This is a genomic window from Micromonospora sp. C31 (assembly GCF_018070575.1).
In the GTDB taxonomy this organism is placed as follows: Bacteria; Actinomycetota; Actinomycetes; order Mycobacteriales; family Micromonosporaceae; genus Micromonospora.
The window spans coordinates 48,006-64,738 of record NZ_JAGPXN010000006.1 but is presented as its reverse complement, the minus strand read 5'-3'; the positions used below and the strand labels follow the sequence as shown (position 1 = coordinate 64,738).

At 75.4% G+C, this 16,733-nt stretch carries 14 protein-coding genes and 5 tRNA genes; 10 read left to right on the top strand and 9 right to left on the bottom strand.

The features are described from left to right. Positions 1-2: 2 nt before the first annotated feature. Positions 3-731, top strand: coding sequence for a dethiobiotin synthase (bioD, locus tag KBX06_RS10420; RefSeq protein ID WP_210834427.1), 729 nt, complete (start codon positions 3-5; stop codon positions 729-731). A 538-nt stretch (positions 732-1,269) separates the two neighbouring features. On the opposite strand, the gene KBX06_RS10415 is transcribed toward bioD, so the two are convergent. Continuing rightward, the gene (locus KBX06_RS10415; protein ID WP_210834265.1) at positions 1,270-2,433 is read right to left on the bottom strand and encodes a cytochrome P450; all 1,164 of its coding nucleotides are present in this window, start codon (positions 2,431-2,433) and stop codon (positions 1,270-1,272) included. A gap of 9 nt (positions 2,434-2,442) precedes the next feature. Next, positions 2,443-3,111, bottom strand: coding sequence for a methyltransferase (locus KBX06_RS10410; protein ID WP_210834426.1), 669 nt, complete (start codon positions 3,109-3,111; stop codon positions 2,443-2,445). A gap of 206 nt (positions 3,112-3,317) precedes the next feature. Here KBX06_RS10410 and KBX06_RS10405 point away from each other — a divergent pair, with 206 nt between their 5' ends. After that, on the top strand, positions 3,318-4,490 hold the full coding sequence (locus KBX06_RS10405) for an alkane 1-monooxygenase (protein WP_210834264.1): 1,173 nt from the start codon (positions 3,318-3,320) through the stop codon (positions 4,488-4,490). 71 nt (positions 4,491-4,561) lie between these two features. Here KBX06_RS10405 and KBX06_RS10400 read toward each other — a convergent pair whose 3' ends face one another. Together KBX06_RS10400 and KBX06_RS10395 are read right to left on the bottom strand one after the other, a co-directional pair. Continuing rightward, on the bottom strand, positions 4,562-5,137 hold the full coding sequence (locus tag KBX06_RS10400) for a TIGR03086 family metal-binding protein (RefSeq protein ID WP_210834263.1): 576 nt from the start codon (positions 5,135-5,137) through the stop codon (positions 4,562-4,564). A gap of 81 nt (positions 5,138-5,218) precedes the next feature. Next, the gene (locus tag KBX06_RS10395) at positions 5,219-5,821 is read right to left on the bottom strand and encodes a TetR/AcrR family transcriptional regulator (RefSeq protein ID WP_210834262.1); all 603 of its coding nucleotides are present in this window, start codon (positions 5,819-5,821) and stop codon (positions 5,219-5,221) included. Between the two features lie 400 nt (positions 5,822-6,221). On the opposite strand from KBX06_RS10395, the gene KBX06_RS10390 reads away from it, so the two are divergent. The 3 genes from KBX06_RS10390 to KBX06_RS10380 all read left to right on the top strand — a co-directional run bounded on the left by KBX06_RS10390 (position 6,222) and on the right by KBX06_RS10380 (position 6,487). After that, positions 6,222-6,294, top strand: a tRNA-Gly gene (locus KBX06_RS10390). A 34-nt stretch (positions 6,295-6,328) separates the two neighbouring features. Then, positions 6,329-6,399 (top strand) — tRNA-Cys (locus KBX06_RS10385). A 13-nt stretch (positions 6,400-6,412) separates the two neighbouring features. Then, positions 6,413-6,487, top strand: a tRNA-Val gene (locus tag KBX06_RS10380). A 225-nt stretch (positions 6,488-6,712) separates the two neighbouring features. Here KBX06_RS10380 and KBX06_RS28450 read toward each other — a convergent pair. Further along, on the bottom strand, positions 6,713-6,952 hold the full coding sequence (locus KBX06_RS28450) for a DUF6458 family protein (protein WP_210834261.1): 240 nt from the start codon (positions 6,950-6,952) through the stop codon (positions 6,713-6,715). A gap of 162 nt (positions 6,953-7,114) precedes the next feature. Between KBX06_RS28450 and KBX06_RS10370 the strand changes: the two genes are divergently transcribed. From KBX06_RS10370 to KBX06_RS10360, 3 genes are all read left to right on the top strand, one after another. Further along, positions 7,115-7,187: transfer RNA gene (locus KBX06_RS10370), tRNA-Gly, on the top strand. A 48-nt stretch (positions 7,188-7,235) separates the two neighbouring features. Continuing rightward, positions 7,236-7,310 (top strand) — tRNA-Val (locus KBX06_RS10365). 204 nt (positions 7,311-7,514) lie between these two features. Beyond that, positions 7,515-8,525: an NAD-dependent epimerase/dehydratase family protein gene (locus KBX06_RS10360; protein WP_210834260.1), complete on the top strand. Its 1,011-nt coding sequence runs from the start codon at positions 7,515-7,517 to the stop codon at positions 8,523-8,525. A 37-nt stretch (positions 8,526-8,562) separates the two neighbouring features. Here KBX06_RS10360 and KBX06_RS10355 read toward each other — a convergent pair whose 3' ends face one another. After that, a complete protein-coding gene (locus KBX06_RS10355) occupies positions 8,563-9,537 on the bottom strand; it encodes a nitroreductase family protein (RefSeq protein WP_210834259.1) in 975 nt (324 codons plus the stop codon). Positions 9,538-9,784: 247 nt separating this feature from the next. Here KBX06_RS10355 and KBX06_RS10350 point away from each other — a divergent pair, with 247 nt between their 5' ends. Further along, positions 9,785-10,423 (top strand): response regulator transcription factor, encoded by a 639-nt coding sequence (locus KBX06_RS10350; RefSeq protein WP_101414802.1) that lies wholly within the window; start codon positions 9,785-9,787, stop codon positions 10,421-10,423. Positions 10,424-10,466: 43 nt separating this feature from the next. On the opposite strand, the gene KBX06_RS10345 is transcribed toward KBX06_RS10350, so the two are convergent. Together KBX06_RS10345 and KBX06_RS10340 are read right to left on the bottom strand one after the other, a co-directional pair. Continuing rightward, positions 10,467-12,098, bottom strand: a complete 1,632-nt coding sequence (locus tag KBX06_RS10345) for a GAF domain-containing protein (RefSeq protein ID WP_247685646.1) — start codon at positions 12,096-12,098, stop codon at positions 10,467-10,469. A 141-nt stretch (positions 12,099-12,239) separates the two neighbouring features. Beyond that, positions 12,240-13,250 carry a nitroreductase family protein gene (locus KBX06_RS10340; protein ID WP_210834257.1) on the bottom strand — a complete coding sequence of 337 codons (1,011 nt, stop codon included), beginning with the start codon at positions 13,248-13,250 and terminating at the stop codon, positions 12,240-12,242. 190 nt (positions 13,251-13,440) lie between these two features. Between KBX06_RS10340 and KBX06_RS10335 the strand changes: the two genes are divergently transcribed. Next, entirely contained in the window at positions 13,441-15,783 is a 2,343-nt protein-coding gene (locus KBX06_RS10335; protein WP_210834256.1) for a heavy metal translocating P-type ATPase, read from the top strand. A 33-nt stretch (positions 15,784-15,816) separates the two neighbouring features. On the opposite strand, the gene KBX06_RS10330 is transcribed toward KBX06_RS10335, so the two are convergent. Then, positions 15,817-16,689 carry a universal stress protein gene (locus KBX06_RS10330; RefSeq protein ID WP_210834425.1) on the bottom strand — a complete coding sequence of 291 codons (873 nt, stop codon included), beginning with the start codon at positions 16,687-16,689 and terminating at the stop codon, positions 15,817-15,819. Positions 16,690-16,733 lie beyond the last annotated feature (44 nt).

Sequence of the window (16,733 nt, the reverse complement as noted above, 5' to 3'; positions counted from 1 at the left end):
GGATGACCGGGCCGTGGCGCGGGCCGGTGCTGGTGACCGGCACCGACACCGACGTGGGCAAGACGGTGGTCACCGCCGCGATCGCGGCCGCCGCGCAGGCGGCCGGCCTGCGGGTCGCGGTGGTCAAACCCGCCCAGACGGGTACGGCCGGCGGTGAGCCCGGCGACGTCGACGCGGTCGACCGGCTGGCCGCCCCGCTGACCGGCCGGACCCTGGCCAGTTTCCCCGACCCGCTCGCCCCGCTGGCCGCGGCCCGCGTCGCCGAGCTGGCGCCGCTGGCGCTGCACACCGCTGTCGAGGCGGTCCGCGAGGAGGCCGACAAGCACGACCTGGTGCTCATCGAGGGCGCGGGCGGCCTGCTCGTACCGATGGGGCTGCGGCCGGAGGGGAAGCCCTGGACGGTGGCGGACCTGGCGGTGGAGCTGGGCTGCGCGGCCGTGGTGGTGACCCGGGCCGGCCTGGGCACCCTGAACCACACCGCGCTGACGCTGGAGGCGCTGGAACGCCGGGCGGTGCCGGCCGGCGTGGTGGTCGGCGCCTGGCCGGCCGCGCCGGAGCTGGTGCACTGGGCCAACCTGACCGATCTGGTGCCGAAGCTGATGGGCGCCCTGCCCGCCGGGACCGGGGCGATGGATCCGGGGGTCTTCCGCCGGTCCGCGCCCGGCTGGCTCACCCCGGCCCTCTACGGGGTCCTCGACGACTGGCGCGCGTGGGCCGAGGAGATCAGCTGAGCACCTGGCGGTCGTGTCCCCGGACCGCTTCGTCAACCCACGTGGGTGCTCTGCGGTGCGGTGTCCTGCCGGGTGGTGCGGGCTGGTCCCCTGCGGGGCCGCGGTGCTCTGCGGTGCGATGCCGCGCCCGGTGGCCCGGTGGCTGGCGTCCCGTCCGACGCTGTCGAGCTGCCCGCACGGACGGGGCAGGCGTGGTCCAGCTGCAGCGGAGCAGTGCGGTGGGTGCGACCGTACGACCGCCTTTCGCCATCGAGATTCGTCCGCTTCCGCGGGCTCGCGGGCGGAAGACGGATCCGTGCGCGGCTGGTCTCACAGGTGGGGCAGCTCGACAGCGGGGGACAGGTGCATGGTCGGCCCTGCCGGGCGGGGCAGCTCGACAGCGGGAAGCGGTGCTTGGTCGGCCCTGCCGGGTGGGTCAGCTCGACATCGGCCTCAGCCTGCTGCTCGGTGGTGTAACGCGGCTTGCCCGGGTCAGGATGCCTGGGTGGTCGGCGCTTGCGTGCGCCCGGTGAGGTGCGAGCGACGCCTTCGTGCCGGTTCAGCGCCGGCGGACGACGAAGGCGTCGGGCATCCGGAAGGTCAGGTTGTCCGGGCACCACGGCCTGCGGATCACGGTGACCCCGTCCAGCAGCGGGGCGGCCTCGGCGACCACCACCGCGGCCTCCGTCCGGGCCAACTGGTCGCCGACGCAGCGGTGCGCGCCCGCCCCGAAGGCCAGGTGCCGGCGCGAGCCGCGCTGCCCGGGCCGGAACTCGTCCGGCGCGTCGACGGTGACCGGGTCCCGGCCGGCGCGGGCCAGCCAGAGCACGATGCTGGTGCCTGCGGGCACCGCCGTTCCGCCCAGCGTGGTGTCGACCGCCGCCACCCGCCGCCACGTCACGATCGGCGGCTCCAGCCGCAGCCCCTCCTCGACCACGTCGGCGACCGCGACGGTTCCGTCACGCAGGCCGGCCAGTACGGTCGGTTCGCCGGCGAGCCGGTGCAGCAGCAGGGTGAGGAACTGCGAGGTGGTCTCCTGGCCGGCCACCAGCAGGAAGAACAGCGCGCCGACCAGCACGTCCGGCGGGTGCCCGGCGGCTCGCAGCGTCCCGGCCAGCCCACCCCCGGTCGCGGCGAACTCCCGAAGCACCCGGTGGAAGCGACCGACCTCGGCGGCGAGGGCCTGCTGCCGCCCGCCGTCCAGCGGTGCCCAGAACAGTTCCAGCGCGGCACGGGCGAACTCCTTCACCGCGCCGACCGGCGCGTCCGGCAGCTCGACGAGCCGGGCCAGCACCAGCAGCGGCAGGTCGGCGGCGAGTTCGGCGTGCAGGTCCACCGGCGCTCCGCCGTCCAGGGCGGCGTCGATCCTGCCGACGCGCTCGCGCACCAGCCCGGTCAGCCAGGGCAGCTGCGCAGCGACCCGCGTCGGGTGCAGGGCTTCGGCGACGATCGCCCGGATCGCCGGGTGGCTGGCGCCACCGTTGTTCGCCAGGGTCGGCGGCAGCCGGAACCGGTGCCCGGCCAGCACCCGCAGCGCGGATACCGGGACCGGGGTCACCGCGTCCAGCGCGTTGTCCGGCCGGTACGTCACCGGATCGGTGAGCACCTGGCGGACCAGGGCGTGCCGGGTCACGACCAGGTGGGCGACCCCCACGTGGTCGGGCACCCGGGCCACGTCCGGCCAGTGCGCGTCGGCGGTCTGCGCCCAGCTCCGGAACAGCACGCCGACACGCTAGCGGCCAGCCCCCGGCAACCCCGCCCGCAACTGCCACACCGTGGTGCGCTTCACCCGTACGCTCTCCAGCGTCTCGGGCACCGGCACGTCGTAGCCGGCCAGCTCGTCGAAGCGGTCGTGCGGGAGGAAGGCCCGGCCGGGATCGCCGACCAGCACCCGGGCCCCGGCGCGGGCGGCCCGGAGCAGGAAGCGCAGCACCCGGTTGGCCATCGCCTGGCTGTAGAAGACGTCCCCGGCGAGCACCACCTCGGCCCCGCCGGCGTCGGCGTCGAGGATGTCGCCGAGTTCGGCGTCGACGCGTACCCCGTTGGCCTCGGCGTTGACCGCGACGGCCGCGACGGCCAGCTCGTCGACCTCCACGGCGCGTACGGCGGCGGCGCCGGCCCGCGCGGCGGCGATGGCGACCAGGCCGGAGCCCGCGGCGAGGTCAAGCACCCGGCGGCCGGCGACCAGCTCCGGGTGATCGGTGACGTACCGGGCCAGCGCCTGCCCGCCGGCCCAGGCGAAGGCCCAGAACGGCGGTGGCTGCGAGCTGCGGAACTCGCCCTCCGTCAGCTCCCACAGCCCGATGGCGTCGTCCGCCTGGTGCAGCCGCACCTCGGGCACGAAGGCGACCGGGGCGAGGCTGGCGTGCAGCCGGACGAAGGCGCTGGAGAGCTCGGACACGTCGGCGATTGTCCCCCGCCGCCCGAACCCGCCGACCGCCGCCACCCCGACCGCCGCCATCCCGCCCGCCGGGCGCAGCATGGCGCTGACGTTCACCCGCTTCACGACGGGCCACTCCCCGCACCAGTTGACAAAAACATTGTCTTGTAAAGGTCGGAGACGGGTGCCACAGTCAGGGGAGGACCGCGACAGATCGGAGGTCGACCATGTCCCTCGACCCCGCAGCGACAGCAACCGCCGCCGGGTGGCGGGACGCCCGCCGGCCGTGGTGGCCGCTGGCGCTGCTCGTCCCCGCACTGCCGTTCGTCGGCTGGGCGACCTGGCGGGCCACCGGCGACGCGTGGGCCTGGTGGCTCACCCCCGCCGTCGTGTTCGTCCTGATCCCGGTGCTCGACCTGATGGTCGGCGAGGACCGGCGCAACCCGCCTGACGAGGCGGTGCCCCGGCTGGCCGCCGACGGCTACTACCGCTGGCTGACCTACCTCTACCTGCCCGCCCAGTACACGGCCCTGGTGCTCTGCTGCGTGGTCTGGACGCGGGGCGGGCTGACGGTGGTGGGCGCGGCCGGCCTGGTCGTCACGATCGGGGTGGTCGACGGCATCGCCATCAACACCGCCCACGAGCTGGGCCACAAGCGGGAGGCGGTGGAGCGCTGGCTGTCCAAGGTGGCCCTCGCGCCGGCCGCGTACGGGCACTTCCACGTCGAGCACAACCGGGGCCACCACACCCGCGTAGCCACGCCCGAGGACCCGGCCAGCGCCCGGCTGGGGGAGAGCTTCTGGGCGTTCTGGCCGCGTACCGTCGGGGGCGGCCTGCGCTCGGCGTGGCGGCTGGAGGCGGCCCGGTTCCGCCTGCGGGGCCGTAGCCCGTGGACGTGGCGCAACGACGTGCTCAACGCGATCGCGATGACCCTCGCGCTCTACACGGCGCTGGCCGTCGCCTTCGGCCCGGGCGTGCTGCCGTTCCTGGCGCTCCAGGCGGTGGTCGGGTTCTCCCTGCTCGAGGCGGTCAACTACCTGGAGCACTACGGGTTGGCCCGGCGGCGCACCCCCGCCGGACGCTACGAGAAGGTCGACCCCCGGCACAGCTGGAACAGCGACCGCAGCGTGACCAACGTCTTCCTCTTCCAGCTCCAGCGGCACAGCGACCACCACGCCAACCCGCTGCGCCGCTACCAGACGTTGCGCACCTTCGCGTCCGCCCCGCAGCTGCCCGCCGGCTACGCCACGATGGTGGTGGCCGCGTTGGTACCGCCGCTGTGGCGCCGGCTGATGGACCACCGGGTGCTCGCCCACTACGGCGGGGACCTGACGCTCGCCAACGTCCACCCGCCGGCCCTGCGCCGGCTGCGGGAGCACCAGGGCCCGGCCGCCGGCTGACGGCCGCGCCCGGGTGACGCGCGGCGGCCGGGGTCAGGCGTCTCGCCGGGGCGGCGTCGCGCCCAGGGCCTTCAGGGCGTCCAGTGGGGGTCGCGGCCGAAGGCGGCGACGAGGCGGTCCTGCTCGTCCGCCCGCGCCGGCACGTCGACCTCCGGGCGGACCAGCCGGCCCCGCTGGTAGTCGCCGATCCGCCGGCCGAACCACCGCGCGCACGCGGCGACCGCGTCGGTGTCCAGCCGGGGGTCGGCGCCGACCGCCACGGCAAGGTCCCAGCCGTGGATCAGGTGCTCCGCGGTCAACTGGTGCAGGTACTCGTCGGCGGGGGTCCGACCCGACGAGAGCGCGACGGTGCGCTCCAGCGCCCCGGGGTGGGTGAAGGCCAGCTCGGCCTGCCCCGCCGCCTCCCGGGCCGCGCCGGCCGGGTCCGGGCCGAGCACGTCGCCGTCGTAGCGGTCGCCGACCTCCTCGATCGTGCGCCCGGCGAGCAGCGGGACGCTCCACCGGTCCTCGCTCACGACGTGGTTGACCAGCGTCCGGACGTCCCAGCCGGGGCACGGGGTCGGTTCCGACCACTGGCCGGGGCCGACCTGCTCCACCCGGTCGGTGAACTCGGCCAGGCTGCGGCGGTACGTCTCCAGCGGGTCCATGCCGACGATTGTTCCGGCTGCCCTGGACAGCCGAGCCGTTTTGCCCGGCTTTGCGGCGGAGCGGGCGCGGGGCTCGCCCGTTCAGTCGAGCTGCGCCGGGTCCAGCCCCAGCTCGCGGGCGGTGAGCAGGCGTACCCACTCGGCGAACTGCCGACGGGAGATGACCCGCTCGTGCACCGCGAGCTGCACCGCCAGCCCGTCGACCACCGCGCTGATCCGCCACGCCGCCCCGGCCGGGTCGGCGCACTCGAAGGTGCCCTCGCGGACTCCGTCCGAGATGACCGTCGCCAGGTCCTCCCGCCAGCGCAGGTCGAGCCGCCGGGAGACCTTCTCCAGTTCCGGGGTGCGCAGCGACTCCGCCCAGCCGTCGATCCACATCGCCCAGGACGTCGCCCGGCCCGCCGGGGTGTAGAGCCGCACGATCCGGCGGAGCTTGGTCAGCGGCGGGGCGTTGGATCGCATCACCGCGTCCAGCCGGGCCAGGTCCTGCTCCACGGCGTACGCGAACGCCTGCGCGAGCAGCCGGTCCTTGGTGGCGAAGTGGTAGAAGACCAGCGCCTGGCTCACCCCGGCGGCCTGCGCCACGTCGGCCGTGCGGGTGTTGGCCAGACCGCGCTCCACGATCACGTCACAGGCCGTGCGCAGCAGGGCATCCAGGCGGATCTCGGCCGCACGTCTCGTCACGCCGTTACCGTAGCCCATTAGATCGAACACGAGCAGTTACGGAGTGCGGCCCGTCCGCCCCGTTACCGTCGGAAGCCGGACAGTTCTGGTCGCGCCCGGCGGGTCGCGACGACCCTCCCGTGCTGCGGGCCGCGAACGCTTCGAGGCCCGCGCCGCCGTGACCGGCCGATCCAGGCGACCGTCGATCCGCCGTGACCGGCCCATCCGGGCGGCTGCCGACCGGTCGGAGCGAGCCCAGCCCATCCTCCTAGGAAGGCGAGGGCGTGGGTGGACCGTCACCCCTCCCTCGCCGGTGGTGGCGGCCAACTCCGGTCGGACGCGCCGGAAGTCACCCCGATTTGGCAACCGCTCGCCGGCTCGGCTAAAGTTCTCACCCGTCACCGGTTAACGCCGGAGACAAGCGGACGTAGCGCAGCTGGTAGCGCATCACCTTGCCAAGGTGAGGGTCGCGGGTTCGAATCCCGTCGTCCGCTCGGAGCTGCCGCCACGCATGACGGGGGCAACCTCGGTGGGGTGGCCGAGAGGCGAGGCAACGGCCTGCAAAGCCGTGTACGCGGGTTCAAATCCCGTCCCCACCTCGGTAACAAGCGAGGGCGATTGGCGCAGTGGGAGCGCGCTTCCTTGACACGGAAGAGGTCACTGGTTCAAACCCAGTATCGCCCACCAGCACGAAGGCCCGTCACCACCCGGTGACGGGCCTTCGCCGTTCCACACGCAACCCGGGCCCGTGTCGCGCCCGGGGGCAGGACCTGCGGTCACCCGCCGCCGACCGTTGCCGGGGCGGTCGTACGGGCTGCGCGGACGCGACGTGCCGGCCACCCCCCCCGGGTGACCGGCACGTCGGCCGTGTGCTGCGCGACCGTTCAGCTCCGGCGGCCGCGCAGACCGGTGTCAGAGCGGCGGGGCGACGTCTCGACGCTCCTCGACCCGCCGGTACTCGACCGGCTCGGTCGTACTGACCACCCGGCGACGGCGCCCCCGGACGAGCGTGGTCATGATGAGGCCGAGCACGCCGGCGGCCATCAGGATCCACCCCACGACGTCGAGGTTGATGCCGCCGACGCTCGCGTCGAGCGCGAAGGTGAGGATCGCGCCGAGCGCGATCAGGAAGATGCTGGTGCCGATACCCACGACAGCCTCCTTGGTAGGGGATGTGGTGTGCTGTCGATGGACGTCAGTACCCCGCGTGTGAGCAGCGCAATCATCGACTGGCCGGGCCCCGGCGGGGTGGCGTGTCAGGCGATCTTGCCGTCGGGTAGAGTTTCCCCCGTCGCCGACGAACACCGGCGGCACGCGGACGTAGCGCAGCTGGTAGCGCATCACCTTGCCAAGGTGAGGGTCGCGGGTTCGAATCCCGTCGTCCGCTCGCGATCCGCCCCTCGTGGTCCGGCCTGCCGGACCGGGCGGTCACCCCGGGCGATTGGCGCAGTGGGAGCGCGCTTCCTTGACACGGAAGAGGTCACTGGTTCAAACCCAGTATCGCCCACCACGACTTCCGCCCCGCGGGCGCTATTCCAGCGAGCGGGAGCGACCCGGCAACGGCCTGACCAGGCGGGCGAGCATTCGCGAACCGCCCAACCCCACCACGAACACGCCAGGATCCGTCCTGCCGGCCGTGGGTTCTGCCGTGGGCAGATCCGCCGACGGTGAACACGGCACCGCCCCGCCGCCCGCGGCCGGCACAGTGGAGCGCATGAGGCTGCTGGTGCTGGGCGGAACGGGATTCGTGGGCGGCGCGACGGTCGCCGAGGCGGTACGTCGGGGCTGGGCGGTGACCGTGTTCAACCGGTGGCTGCACGGCGCGGCGCCGTGGGGCGTACACCGGTTGCGGGGTGACCGGACCGCGCCCGACGGTCTGACGGCGCTCGCGGACGGCGAGTGGGACCTGGTGGTCGACACCTGGGACGGCGCGCCCCGCGCGGCACTCGACGCCGCCCGCGCGCTGGCCGACCGGGTCGACCGGTACGTCTACGTCTCCAGCGGCTCGGTCTACGCGACGCCCGCCGCCCCCGGCGTGGGCGAGGAGGCACCCGTGGTGGACGCGGAACCGGACGCGGACGACGGCGACTACGCGGCCAACAAGGCGGGCGCCGAGCGGGCCGTGCGGGAGACGTTCGGCGAGCGGGCGCTGATCGCCCGGGCCGGGCTGATCCTCGGGCCGGGGGAGGACATCGGCCGGCTGCCCTGGTGGCTGACGCGCATCGCGCGGGGCGGGGACGTGCTGGCGCCGGGACCGGTCGACCTGCCGGTGCAGTACGTCGACGTGCGGGACCTGGCGGGCTGGCTGCTGGACCGGGGCGCGGTGCGCCCGGGCGGGACGTTCAACGTGGTGAGCCGCCCCGGGCACGCGACGATGGGGGAACTGCTGGACGCCTGCGTCGTGGCCACGGGCGCCGGAGCCCGGCTGTGCTGGACCGACCCGGAGCCGATCCTGGCCGCCGGGGTGGAGCCGTGGAACGACCTGCCGATCTGGATCCCGGCCGGGCACGAGTACCGCTGGTTGCAGGAGCGCGGTGTCGAGCGGGCGTACGCGGCCGGACTGACCTGCCGCCCGGTGGCCGAGACGGTCGCCGACACCTGGTCGTGGCTGCGGGAGGTCGGCGCGGTCCCGCCCCGGGCGGGACGCCCGCAGCGCGCCCCGGTCGGGCTGGACCCCGACCGGGAGTCGGCGCTGCTCTCCGCGACGGACGCGGCGCACGCCTGAGCCGGTCGGACGTGGCGCACGCCCGACCCGCTGCCGGTCAGGACCGGGCGACCGGCAGTTCGAGCACCTCGTCCACCTCGCGGCGCGGGGTCGGCCAGCCCGGCTGGCCGTAGCCGACACGCATCACCATCTGCGGCGTGCCGAACCGCCCCAGCGACAGCCGCAGCTGCTCCCGCGCCGAGGGCACCTCGATCGGCTGGGACAGCATCGACACCGCCAGCCCCGAGTCCGTCGCGGCCAGCAGCACCCGCTGCAACGCCTGCCCGGCGACGACCTGGTCGACCGCCGTGTTGCCCGGCGAGCCGAGCACCGCGACCAGCGGCTCCGGTTCGAAGTCCCGCCCGGGGGCCCGGTTGAGGCCGCCGAAGCCCCGGGAGGGCAGCAGGTCCTGCGGCTCGCCCAGCGGGCCGCCGGACGCGGCCGGGATGCCGTCCGGGGCGGGCGTGGCGCGTACCCACTCCTGGTGCTCGGCCCGGTACTCCGGGCTGCGCTCCAGCACCCGGTGGGCGCTGCGGGCGATCTCGGCGAACGCGTTCACGGCGCTCACGCCGACCAGCAGTTCCAGCCAGCACTGCTCGGCGCGGGCCGCCTCGGCGAGCCGCCAGCGGGCGTCGGCGGGCACCGGGTCGGGCCAGAACGGCGCGCGGTTGCTGAACCGGCGGGGGATGGCTCCGTGCAGGGCCTGCTCGGCGGGCGTGGGGCGGCGCGGCACGTCCGGGACCAGCCGGGCGACCACGTCCGGCTCGGCTGGACAGGGGCGCAGCCGGACCGTCGCCGGGGTGCCGGCCACGGCCAGGGCGAGCCGCAGGTTGAACAGTGCCGCCCCGCAGGCGATCCGGACTCCCCACCCGTTGGGGTCGGTGGCGGGCAGCCGCCGCTGCGGGTCGGCCAGTACCTCGATGCCGCCGTCGCGCAGCCGGAACCGCCACGGCTGGGTGTTGTGCAGCGACGGCGCGCGGACGGCGTCGGTGGCGGCGGCCCGTAGCTGCTCGACGGTGAAGCCGGTGTCCATGGTCGTGCTCCTTCCGTGGCAGGTCGTGCGCCGGGGGTGGTACGTATCCACGGTGCGTCACGGCGGCTGCACCCGGGCAGGGCCGGACGTCCCGTCCCACCGGGCCCGACCGGCCCCGTCGCCGTCGGGTCGGTCACGACGGGCCCGTCGCCGTCGGGTCGGTCACGACCCTCCGGTGGCGCCGGTGTTGCGGGTTCGGGACCTTCGACCCGTGTGGAAAGCGGTGGCCGGCGGGTAGAAACGAGGGATGATCCGCGTGTTCCTGCTCGACGACCACGAGGTCGTCCGTCGTGGCCTGGCCGACCTGCTGGAGAGCAGCGGGGACATCGAGGTGGTCGGCGAGTCCGGCCTCGCACAGGAGGCGGCCCGACGTATCCCGGCCCTGCGGCCGGACGTGGCGATCCTCGACGCGCGGCTGCCCGACGGCAACGGCATCGACGTGTGCCGGGACGTCCGGGCCGTGGACTCCTCGATCAAGGGACTGATCCTCACCTCGTACGAGGACGACGAGGCGCTCTTCGCGGCGATCATGGCCGGCGCGTCCGGTTACGTGCTGAAGCAGATCCGCGGCACGGACCTGGTCGACGCGGTGCGCCGGGTGGCGGCCGGGCAGTCGCTGCTGGACCCGGCGATCACCACCCGGGTGCTGGAGCGCATCCGCAGTGGCGTCGAGCAGCCGCGCGAGCTGAAGTCGCTCACCGAGCAGGAGCGGCGGATCCTGGAGTACGTGGCCGAGGGCCTGACCAACCGGGAGATCGCCGGCAAGATGTTCCTCGCCGAGAAGACGGTGAAGAACTACGTCTCCAGCGTCCTGGCCAAGCTGGGCCTGGAACGCCGCACCCAGGCGGCCGTCCTCGCCACCCGCCTCCTCGGCAAGACCCCCTGACGCCCGCCTGACGCTCGGTACGACTCCCTGGACACCCGGGGGGTCAGTCCCGCAGCGGGACCGACCAGAGGAGTTCGGTACCGCGTGGCTCGACCCGGCGTACGTCGAACTCGCCGCCGTGGCGCTCGGCGCGCTCGCGCAGGTTGACCAGGCCGCCCCGCGCGGCGGCCGGATCGCAGCCCACCCCGTCGTCGGTGACGGTGACGGTCACCCGGCCGGCACCGACCCGCACCGCCACCGCCACGCGGTCGGCCCGCGCGTGCCGTACCGCGTTGGACAGCGCCTCCCGCAGCACGGCGGTGAGGTCGGGGCGGACCGCGTCGGGGACGGCGCTGTCGACCGGCCCGCTCAGCTCCAGGCGGGGCCGGTGGCCGAGCGACTCGGCGGCCAGGTCGACGGCCTCCCGGATCTCGGTGCGCAGCGCCGCGCTCATCGGGGTGCGCAGCTCGAAGATGGTGCGGCGGATGTCCTTGATCGTGGCGTCCAGGTCGTCGACCGCCGCGTTGACCCGCCTGGCGACCTCCGGTTTCGTCGTCATCGGGGCGGCGCTCTGCAACTGCAGGCCGGTGGCGAAGAGCCGCTGGATGACCACGTCGTGCAGGTCCCGGGCGATGCGCTCGCGGTCCTCCAGGACCACCAGCAGCTCCCGTTCCTCCTGCCCGCGGGCCCGTTCCATGGCCAGTGCGGCCTGCCCGGCGAAGCTGCCCAGCAGGGCCATGTCGTCGTCGTTGGCGACGGGCGCCCGGTCGGGGCGGTGCGCGATCACCAGCACGCCGTGCAGGAGGTCGGCGGTGGCCAGCGGTGCGACCATCGCCGGGCCGGTGCGCAGCAGCGCCGGCCAGGGCGCGGCGTGGGCCAGGTCGTCCACCCGGTCGTGCCGGCCCTCGACGACGGCGGCGGCGAAGCTCGTCTCGGCCGCCGGCAGCACGGTGCCGACGAGGGCGCCGGCCTGCTCGTCGGCGCCGTCGACCACCTCGACGGTGAACTCCTCGGCGTCGGGGTCGTAGAGCAGCACCAGCGCGATCTCCGCCTCGGCGACCTCGCGGGCGCGCCGGGCCACCAGCGTCAGGGCGTCGGTACGGCGCACCTCGCCCAGCAGCACGGCGGTGATCTCGGCGGTCGCCGCCAGCCAGCGTTCCCGGCGGTGGGCCAGCGCGTAGAGACGGGCGTTCTCGATCGCCACGCCGGCCGCCGCGGCGAGCGCGACGACGATCTCCTCGTCGTCCTCGGTGAACTCCGCGCTCCCCTGCTTCTCGGCCAGGTAGAGATTGCCGAACACCTGCTCGCGGATGCGGACGGGCACGCCGAGGAAGCTGTGCATCGGCGGGTGGTGCGGCGGGAACCCGTAGGACTTCGGGTGCTGGGTGATGTCGGGCATCCGCAGCGGGTGCGGGTCGTCGATGAGCAGGCCGAGCACGCCCCGCCCGTGCGGCAGGTCACCGATCCTGGCGTGCAGCTCCGGGCCGATGCCGTGGGTGATGAAGTCGTGCAGCATCCGGTCGTGGCCGATCACTCCGAGCGCGCCGTAGCGGGCGCCGACCAGCTCGCAGGCCGCCTGCACGATCCGTTGCAGGGTGCTGCGCAGGTCCAGGTCGGTGCCGATGCCGACCACCGCGTCGAGCAGGGCGCGCAGCCGTTCCCGGCTGGTCACCACCTCCCCGACCCGGTCCAGCATCTCCTGGAGCAGCTCGTCGAGCCGCACCCGGGACAGCGGGCTGAGCCCCAGCGAGGGGGTCACGTGCGGTTCGGGGCGGGGGTTCGGGGTGCTGGCCACCGGGCGATGGTAACGCCCGGTGGCCGGGGCCCCCGGGCCCCGCTACGCGTCCGTGGAGCGCACCGCCGAGGTGTCGACCACCTGCGCGACGTCCAGGCGCGGGGTGTGCGGCGGGCCGGCGTGTGCCGGGTCCGCGAGCCCCAGCCGGATCACGAGGTACGGGTGGCCGAGGCCGGCGAGCAGCCCGCGCAGCGTCTGCCGGGTGCCCGCGACCTCCACCACCCCGCTCAGCGGCACCACGGAGACGCCGAGCCGGGTCGCGGTCAGCCAGGCGGCCGAGAGCGCCTCGCCGGCGCGCAGCCAGCTGTCCGGCTCGTCCTCGTCGCCGTAGAGCACCCCGTACACGGCGGCCCGGTCGTGCCCGGGCCCGATCGGCAGCGTGCCGGGGCGGCCGAAGTCGCGGGCCGGCACGGTGGTCCGGGGCGCCGCCGCGGGCAGCACCTCCGGCGGGAGACCGGTGCCGGTGCCGCTGCGGCTCGTCCAGTACTCCAACTCCTCGCGCAGCTGCGCGTCCTTCGCCTCGACCGACGCGGCGTGCCCGGCCGCGGCGGCCAGCTCCAGGACGTTGTCGCGGTCGAGGAACTGGAGCTGGCAGCCCTCGGCGGCGACCGCCGAGGCGATCTCCCCGAGCGCGGCGGTCGGCACCGGCTCGTCGCTGACCGGGCGCCGGTCGGTGTGCCGCACCTGCATGCACTGCACCAGGCGCATGGCTCCCGGGTCGGCCTGCGCGCGGGCCAGCCCGGTCAGCCGGGCCAGCAGGTCCCCGTCGGTCGGGTCGGGCGTCCGCTCCACCACGGCGGTCCAGCCCTCCGCGGTCAGCGCGACCCGCGCGTGGTGCAGCGCCGCCCCGCAGCTGTACGCCACCAGCCGGCCCTCCGGGTCGGTGGCCGTCAGCCGGGGATCGCGGGCCACCCGCAGCTCGAGCGCGTCCGGCATGACCCGCCACCGCCACGGTTGGCTGTTGTGCACCGACGGGGCGTGCCCGGCCGTCGCGGCGGCCTCCGCGAGTGCGGTGGTCAGCGGACGGTCCGTCGCCGGTGTCTCGTGGCTCATGGTTACGACCTTTCCGTTTCTCCCCATCGTGCCCCAGCCCGACGGTGCCCCGGGCGGGGACGCCGCTCCATCCTGCGTCATCCTCCGTGCCGACGCACGGTACGCAGGTCCCGGCGCGGCCGGGCGTCTCGCCCCCGCCGGTTCACCCGGATCTCCTCCGGGACGTGGTGGGCGTTGAGACGATCCGCAGGTGGGATCGGAGCCGCGGGAGTGCGTGCCGGAGCAGCCGGTACGGCGGGACCGGTCGCGCCTGCTGCTGTGGGCGCCGCTGGCCGGGGTGACGGCGCTGGTGCTGGCCGGGGCGGCGCTGCGGCTCGCCGGGCGGCGGGACGCGGCCGAGGCGGTGTGGGCGTCCGCCACCGTGGCCGCCCTGGTGCCCGCGGCCTGGTCGGTGCTGCGGCAGCTGTGGCGCCGGCAGTTCGGGGTGGACGTGATCGCCGTGCTGGCCCTGGTCGGCGCGCTGATCGTGCGGGAGTACCTGGCCGGTGCGGTGATCGCGGTGATGCTGGCCACCGGGCGGGCGTTGGAGGCGTACGCCCGGGGGCGGGCGACCCGGGACCTGCGTGCGCTGCTCGCCCGCGCCCCCCGCACCGCCCGGCGGCGCGGCCCGGACGGGGGCGTCGAGGTGGTGCCGCTGGAGCGGGTGGCGGCGGGGGACCGGCTGCTGGTCGGCCCGGGTGACGTGGTGCCGGTCGACGGGCAGGTCGACGAGCCGGTGACCCTCGACGAGTCGGTGGTGACGGGCGAGTCGCAGTTGGTGCGGCGGGCGGCCGGCGAGCAGGTCGCCAGTGGGGTGGTCAACGCCGGCGCCGGCTTTCCGATGCGCGCGACGAGCGACGCTGCGGGGAGCACCTACGCGGGCATCGTCCGGCTGGCCGAGGAGGCGACCGCCCACAAGGCGCCGATGGTTCGCCTCGCCGACCGGTACGCCGCCGCGTTCGTGCCGTTCACCCTGGTCCTGGCGGGGTTGGGCTGGCTGCTCTCCGGCGAGTTCGTCCGGGCGGTGGCCGTGCTGGTGGTCGCCACCCCGTGCCCGCTGCTGCTGGCCACCCCGATCGCGATCGTGTCCGGGTTGTCCCGTACCGCCCGGCGCGGGGTGCTGGTCCGCGACGGCGGCTCGCTGGAACTGCTCGGCCGGGCCCGCACCCTGCTGGTCGACAAGACCGGCACGCTGACCGCCGGCCGTCCCCGCGCCGCCGAGGTCGTGGCCGCCCCCGGCGGCGACCGTGACGACGTGCTGCGTCTCGCCGCCTCGGTCGAGCAGCTCTCCCCGCACGTGCTGGCCCGCGCGCTGGTGGCGCAGGCGCGCGAGCGGGGCCTGCCGCTGACCGAACCGGCGGGGGTGACCGAGGAGCCGGGCCGGGGCGTACGCGGGTCGGTCGACGGGCGGCAGGTCCGGGTCGGTCAGCTCGACGGCGACCTGCCCGACTGGGCGGGGCGGGCCCGGTCCCGGGCCGAGCTGGCCGGCCGCTCGGTGGTCTGGGTCAGCGGCGAGCGCGGTCCGCTCGGCGCGATCCTGTTGGAGGACCCGGTACGCCCCGACGCCCGCCGCACCGTGCGCCGGCTGCGCGAGGCGGGGCTGCGGCGCATCGTGATGGTCACCGGGGACCGGCCCGACGTCGCCACCCAGGTCGCGCGGGTGGTGGGCGTGGACGACGTGGTGGCCCGGTGTGCGCCCGGGGAGAAGGCGGCCCGCGTACGCGCCGAGGCGCGTCGGGCGGTGACCGTGATGGTCGGCGACGGGGTGAACGACGCGCCCGCCCTCGCCGAGGCGCACGTCGGGGTGGCCATGGGCGCCACCGGGGCGACCGCCTCGGCCGACGTCGCCGACGCGGTGCTCACCGTCGACCGGCTCGACCGGCTCGCCGACGCGGTGGAGGTCGCCCGGTACGCCCGCCGGATCGCGGTGCAGAGCGCCACGGTCGGAATGGGCCTCGCGGTGCTGGCGATGCTGGCCGCCGCCCTCGGCCGGCTGCCCCCGGTCGCCGGGGCCTTCCTCCAGGAGGGCATCGACGTGTTGGTGATCCTCAACGCGTTGCGTGCCCTCGGGGGTGGGCTACGCCGTCGCGACGTGCCGCCGGGCACCCGTGAGCTGCTCGACCGGTTCGCGGCCGAACACGGCGGGATCCACGACGTGCTCGCCGCCCTGCGGGACACCGCCGACCTGGTCGCCACCGCACCGGACGCGCCGGAGTGCCTACCGGCGCTGCGCGGGACGCACCGCAGGCTGGCCGGGGAGGTGCTGCCGCACGAGGCGGCCGAGGAGCGTCAGCTCTACCCGGCGCTGGCCGATCCGCTGGGCAGCGCCGAGGCGACCTCGACGATGAGCCGCGCCCACGTGGAGATCCGCCGGCTGGTGGACCGGATCGGCGCCCACCTCGCGCAGGCCGGCGCCGGCCCGCTGCGCCGGGACCAGCTCACCGACCTGCTCGCCGCCCTCTACGGACTGGAGGCGATCCTGCGGCTGCACCTCGCCCAGGAGGAGGAGGACTACTTCTCGCTGAGCCCCGCGGAACCGGCCGAGACCCGGTGACCGCCCCCCGTACGTCGGCGGAGGGCCTCCCGCTCAGCGTTCCCGGACCACCGCCACCGGGCAGTGGGCGTGCTGGACGAGCTGCTGGCTGACCGAACCGAGCAGCATCCCCGTCAGGCCGCCCCGGCCCCGGGTGCCCACCACCACCAGGCAGGCGTTGCGGCTGCCGTCGACCAGCAGGGACGCCGGGCGCCCCTCCGCCACCTCCACGGTCACCGGCACGTCGGGGAACGTCGCGCCCCACCGGGCCAGCGGCTCGTCCAACTCGGCCCGGTCGGCCGCCGCGGCCTCCCGCGCCTCGGGACCCGACGGCGGGCGCTGCCCGGTCGGCGGATGCCAGGCCCGCACCACGTGCAGGGGAACCCGCCGGGCCGCGGCCTGCTCGAAGGCGAAGCCCAGCGCCAGCAGTGAACACTCGGAACCGTCCACGCCGACCGCCACGTGTCCGGTGCGCCCCCCGGCGGCGGCCTCGCCGCGCACGACCACGACCGGGCAGTGCGCGTGGGCGGCGACGGCGACCGCGGTCGAGCCGACCAGCAGCCCGCCGAAGCCGCCGTGCCCCCGGGTGCCCAGCACCAGCAGGTCGGCCTGCGCCGAACGTTCCTGGAGCACCAGCGCGGGCGGCCCGTCGAACACCTCACCCGTGACGGTCAGCTCCGGGTGCGCGGCGGACGCGTCCGCCGCCGCCTTGCGCACCAGCTCCTCGACCTGCCGGCGGGCCGTCTCGTCCGGCCAGATGCCGGGAGCGATGCCGGGACCGATCCAGCCGGCCACGGTGAGCCATTCGAAGACGTACGCCAGCCGCACCGGCCGCCCGCTGCGGCCGGCCTCCTCCAGCGCCCACTCCAGTGCGGCGGAGGCGTCGGCGGAGCCGTCGTAGCCGACCAGGATCTCGTTGCCGCTCATCGGGTTCCCCGCGCTCACTGGTCTCGCCTTTCGTGCGCGACTGC

Coding starts and splice junctions, on each gene's coding strand:
- bioD (WP_210834427.1), top strand. CDS start 3: ATGACCGGGCCGTGGCGCGGGCCGGTGCTGGTGACCGGCACCGACACC.
- KBX06_RS10330 (WP_210834425.1), bottom strand. CDS start 16,689: ATGAGCGGCAACGAGATCCTGGTCGGCTACGACGGCTCCGCCGACGCC.
- KBX06_RS10355 (WP_210834259.1), bottom strand. CDS start 9,537: ATGGACACCGGCTTCACCGTCGAGCAGCTACGGGCCGCCGCCACCGAC.
- KBX06_RS10350 (WP_101414802.1), top strand. CDS start 9,785: ATGATCCGCGTGTTCCTGCTCGACGACCACGAGGTCGTCCGTCGTGGC.
- KBX06_RS10360 (WP_210834260.1), top strand. CDS start 7,515: ATGAGGCTGCTGGTGCTGGGCGGAACGGGATTCGTGGGCGGCGCGACG.
- KBX06_RS10400 (WP_210834263.1), bottom strand. CDS start 5,137: ATGGACCCGCTGGAGACGTACCGCCGCAGCCTGGCCGAGTTCACCGAC.
- KBX06_RS10345 (WP_247685646.1), bottom strand. CDS start 12,098: ATGCTGGACCGGGTCGGGGAGGTGGTGACCAGCCGGGAACGGCTGCGC.
- KBX06_RS10340 (WP_210834257.1), bottom strand. CDS start 13,250: ATGAGCCACGAGACACCGGCGACGGACCGTCCGCTGACCACCGCACTC.
- KBX06_RS10405 (WP_210834264.1), top strand. CDS start 3,318: ATGTCCCTCGACCCCGCAGCGACAGCAACCGCCGCCGGGTGGCGGGAC.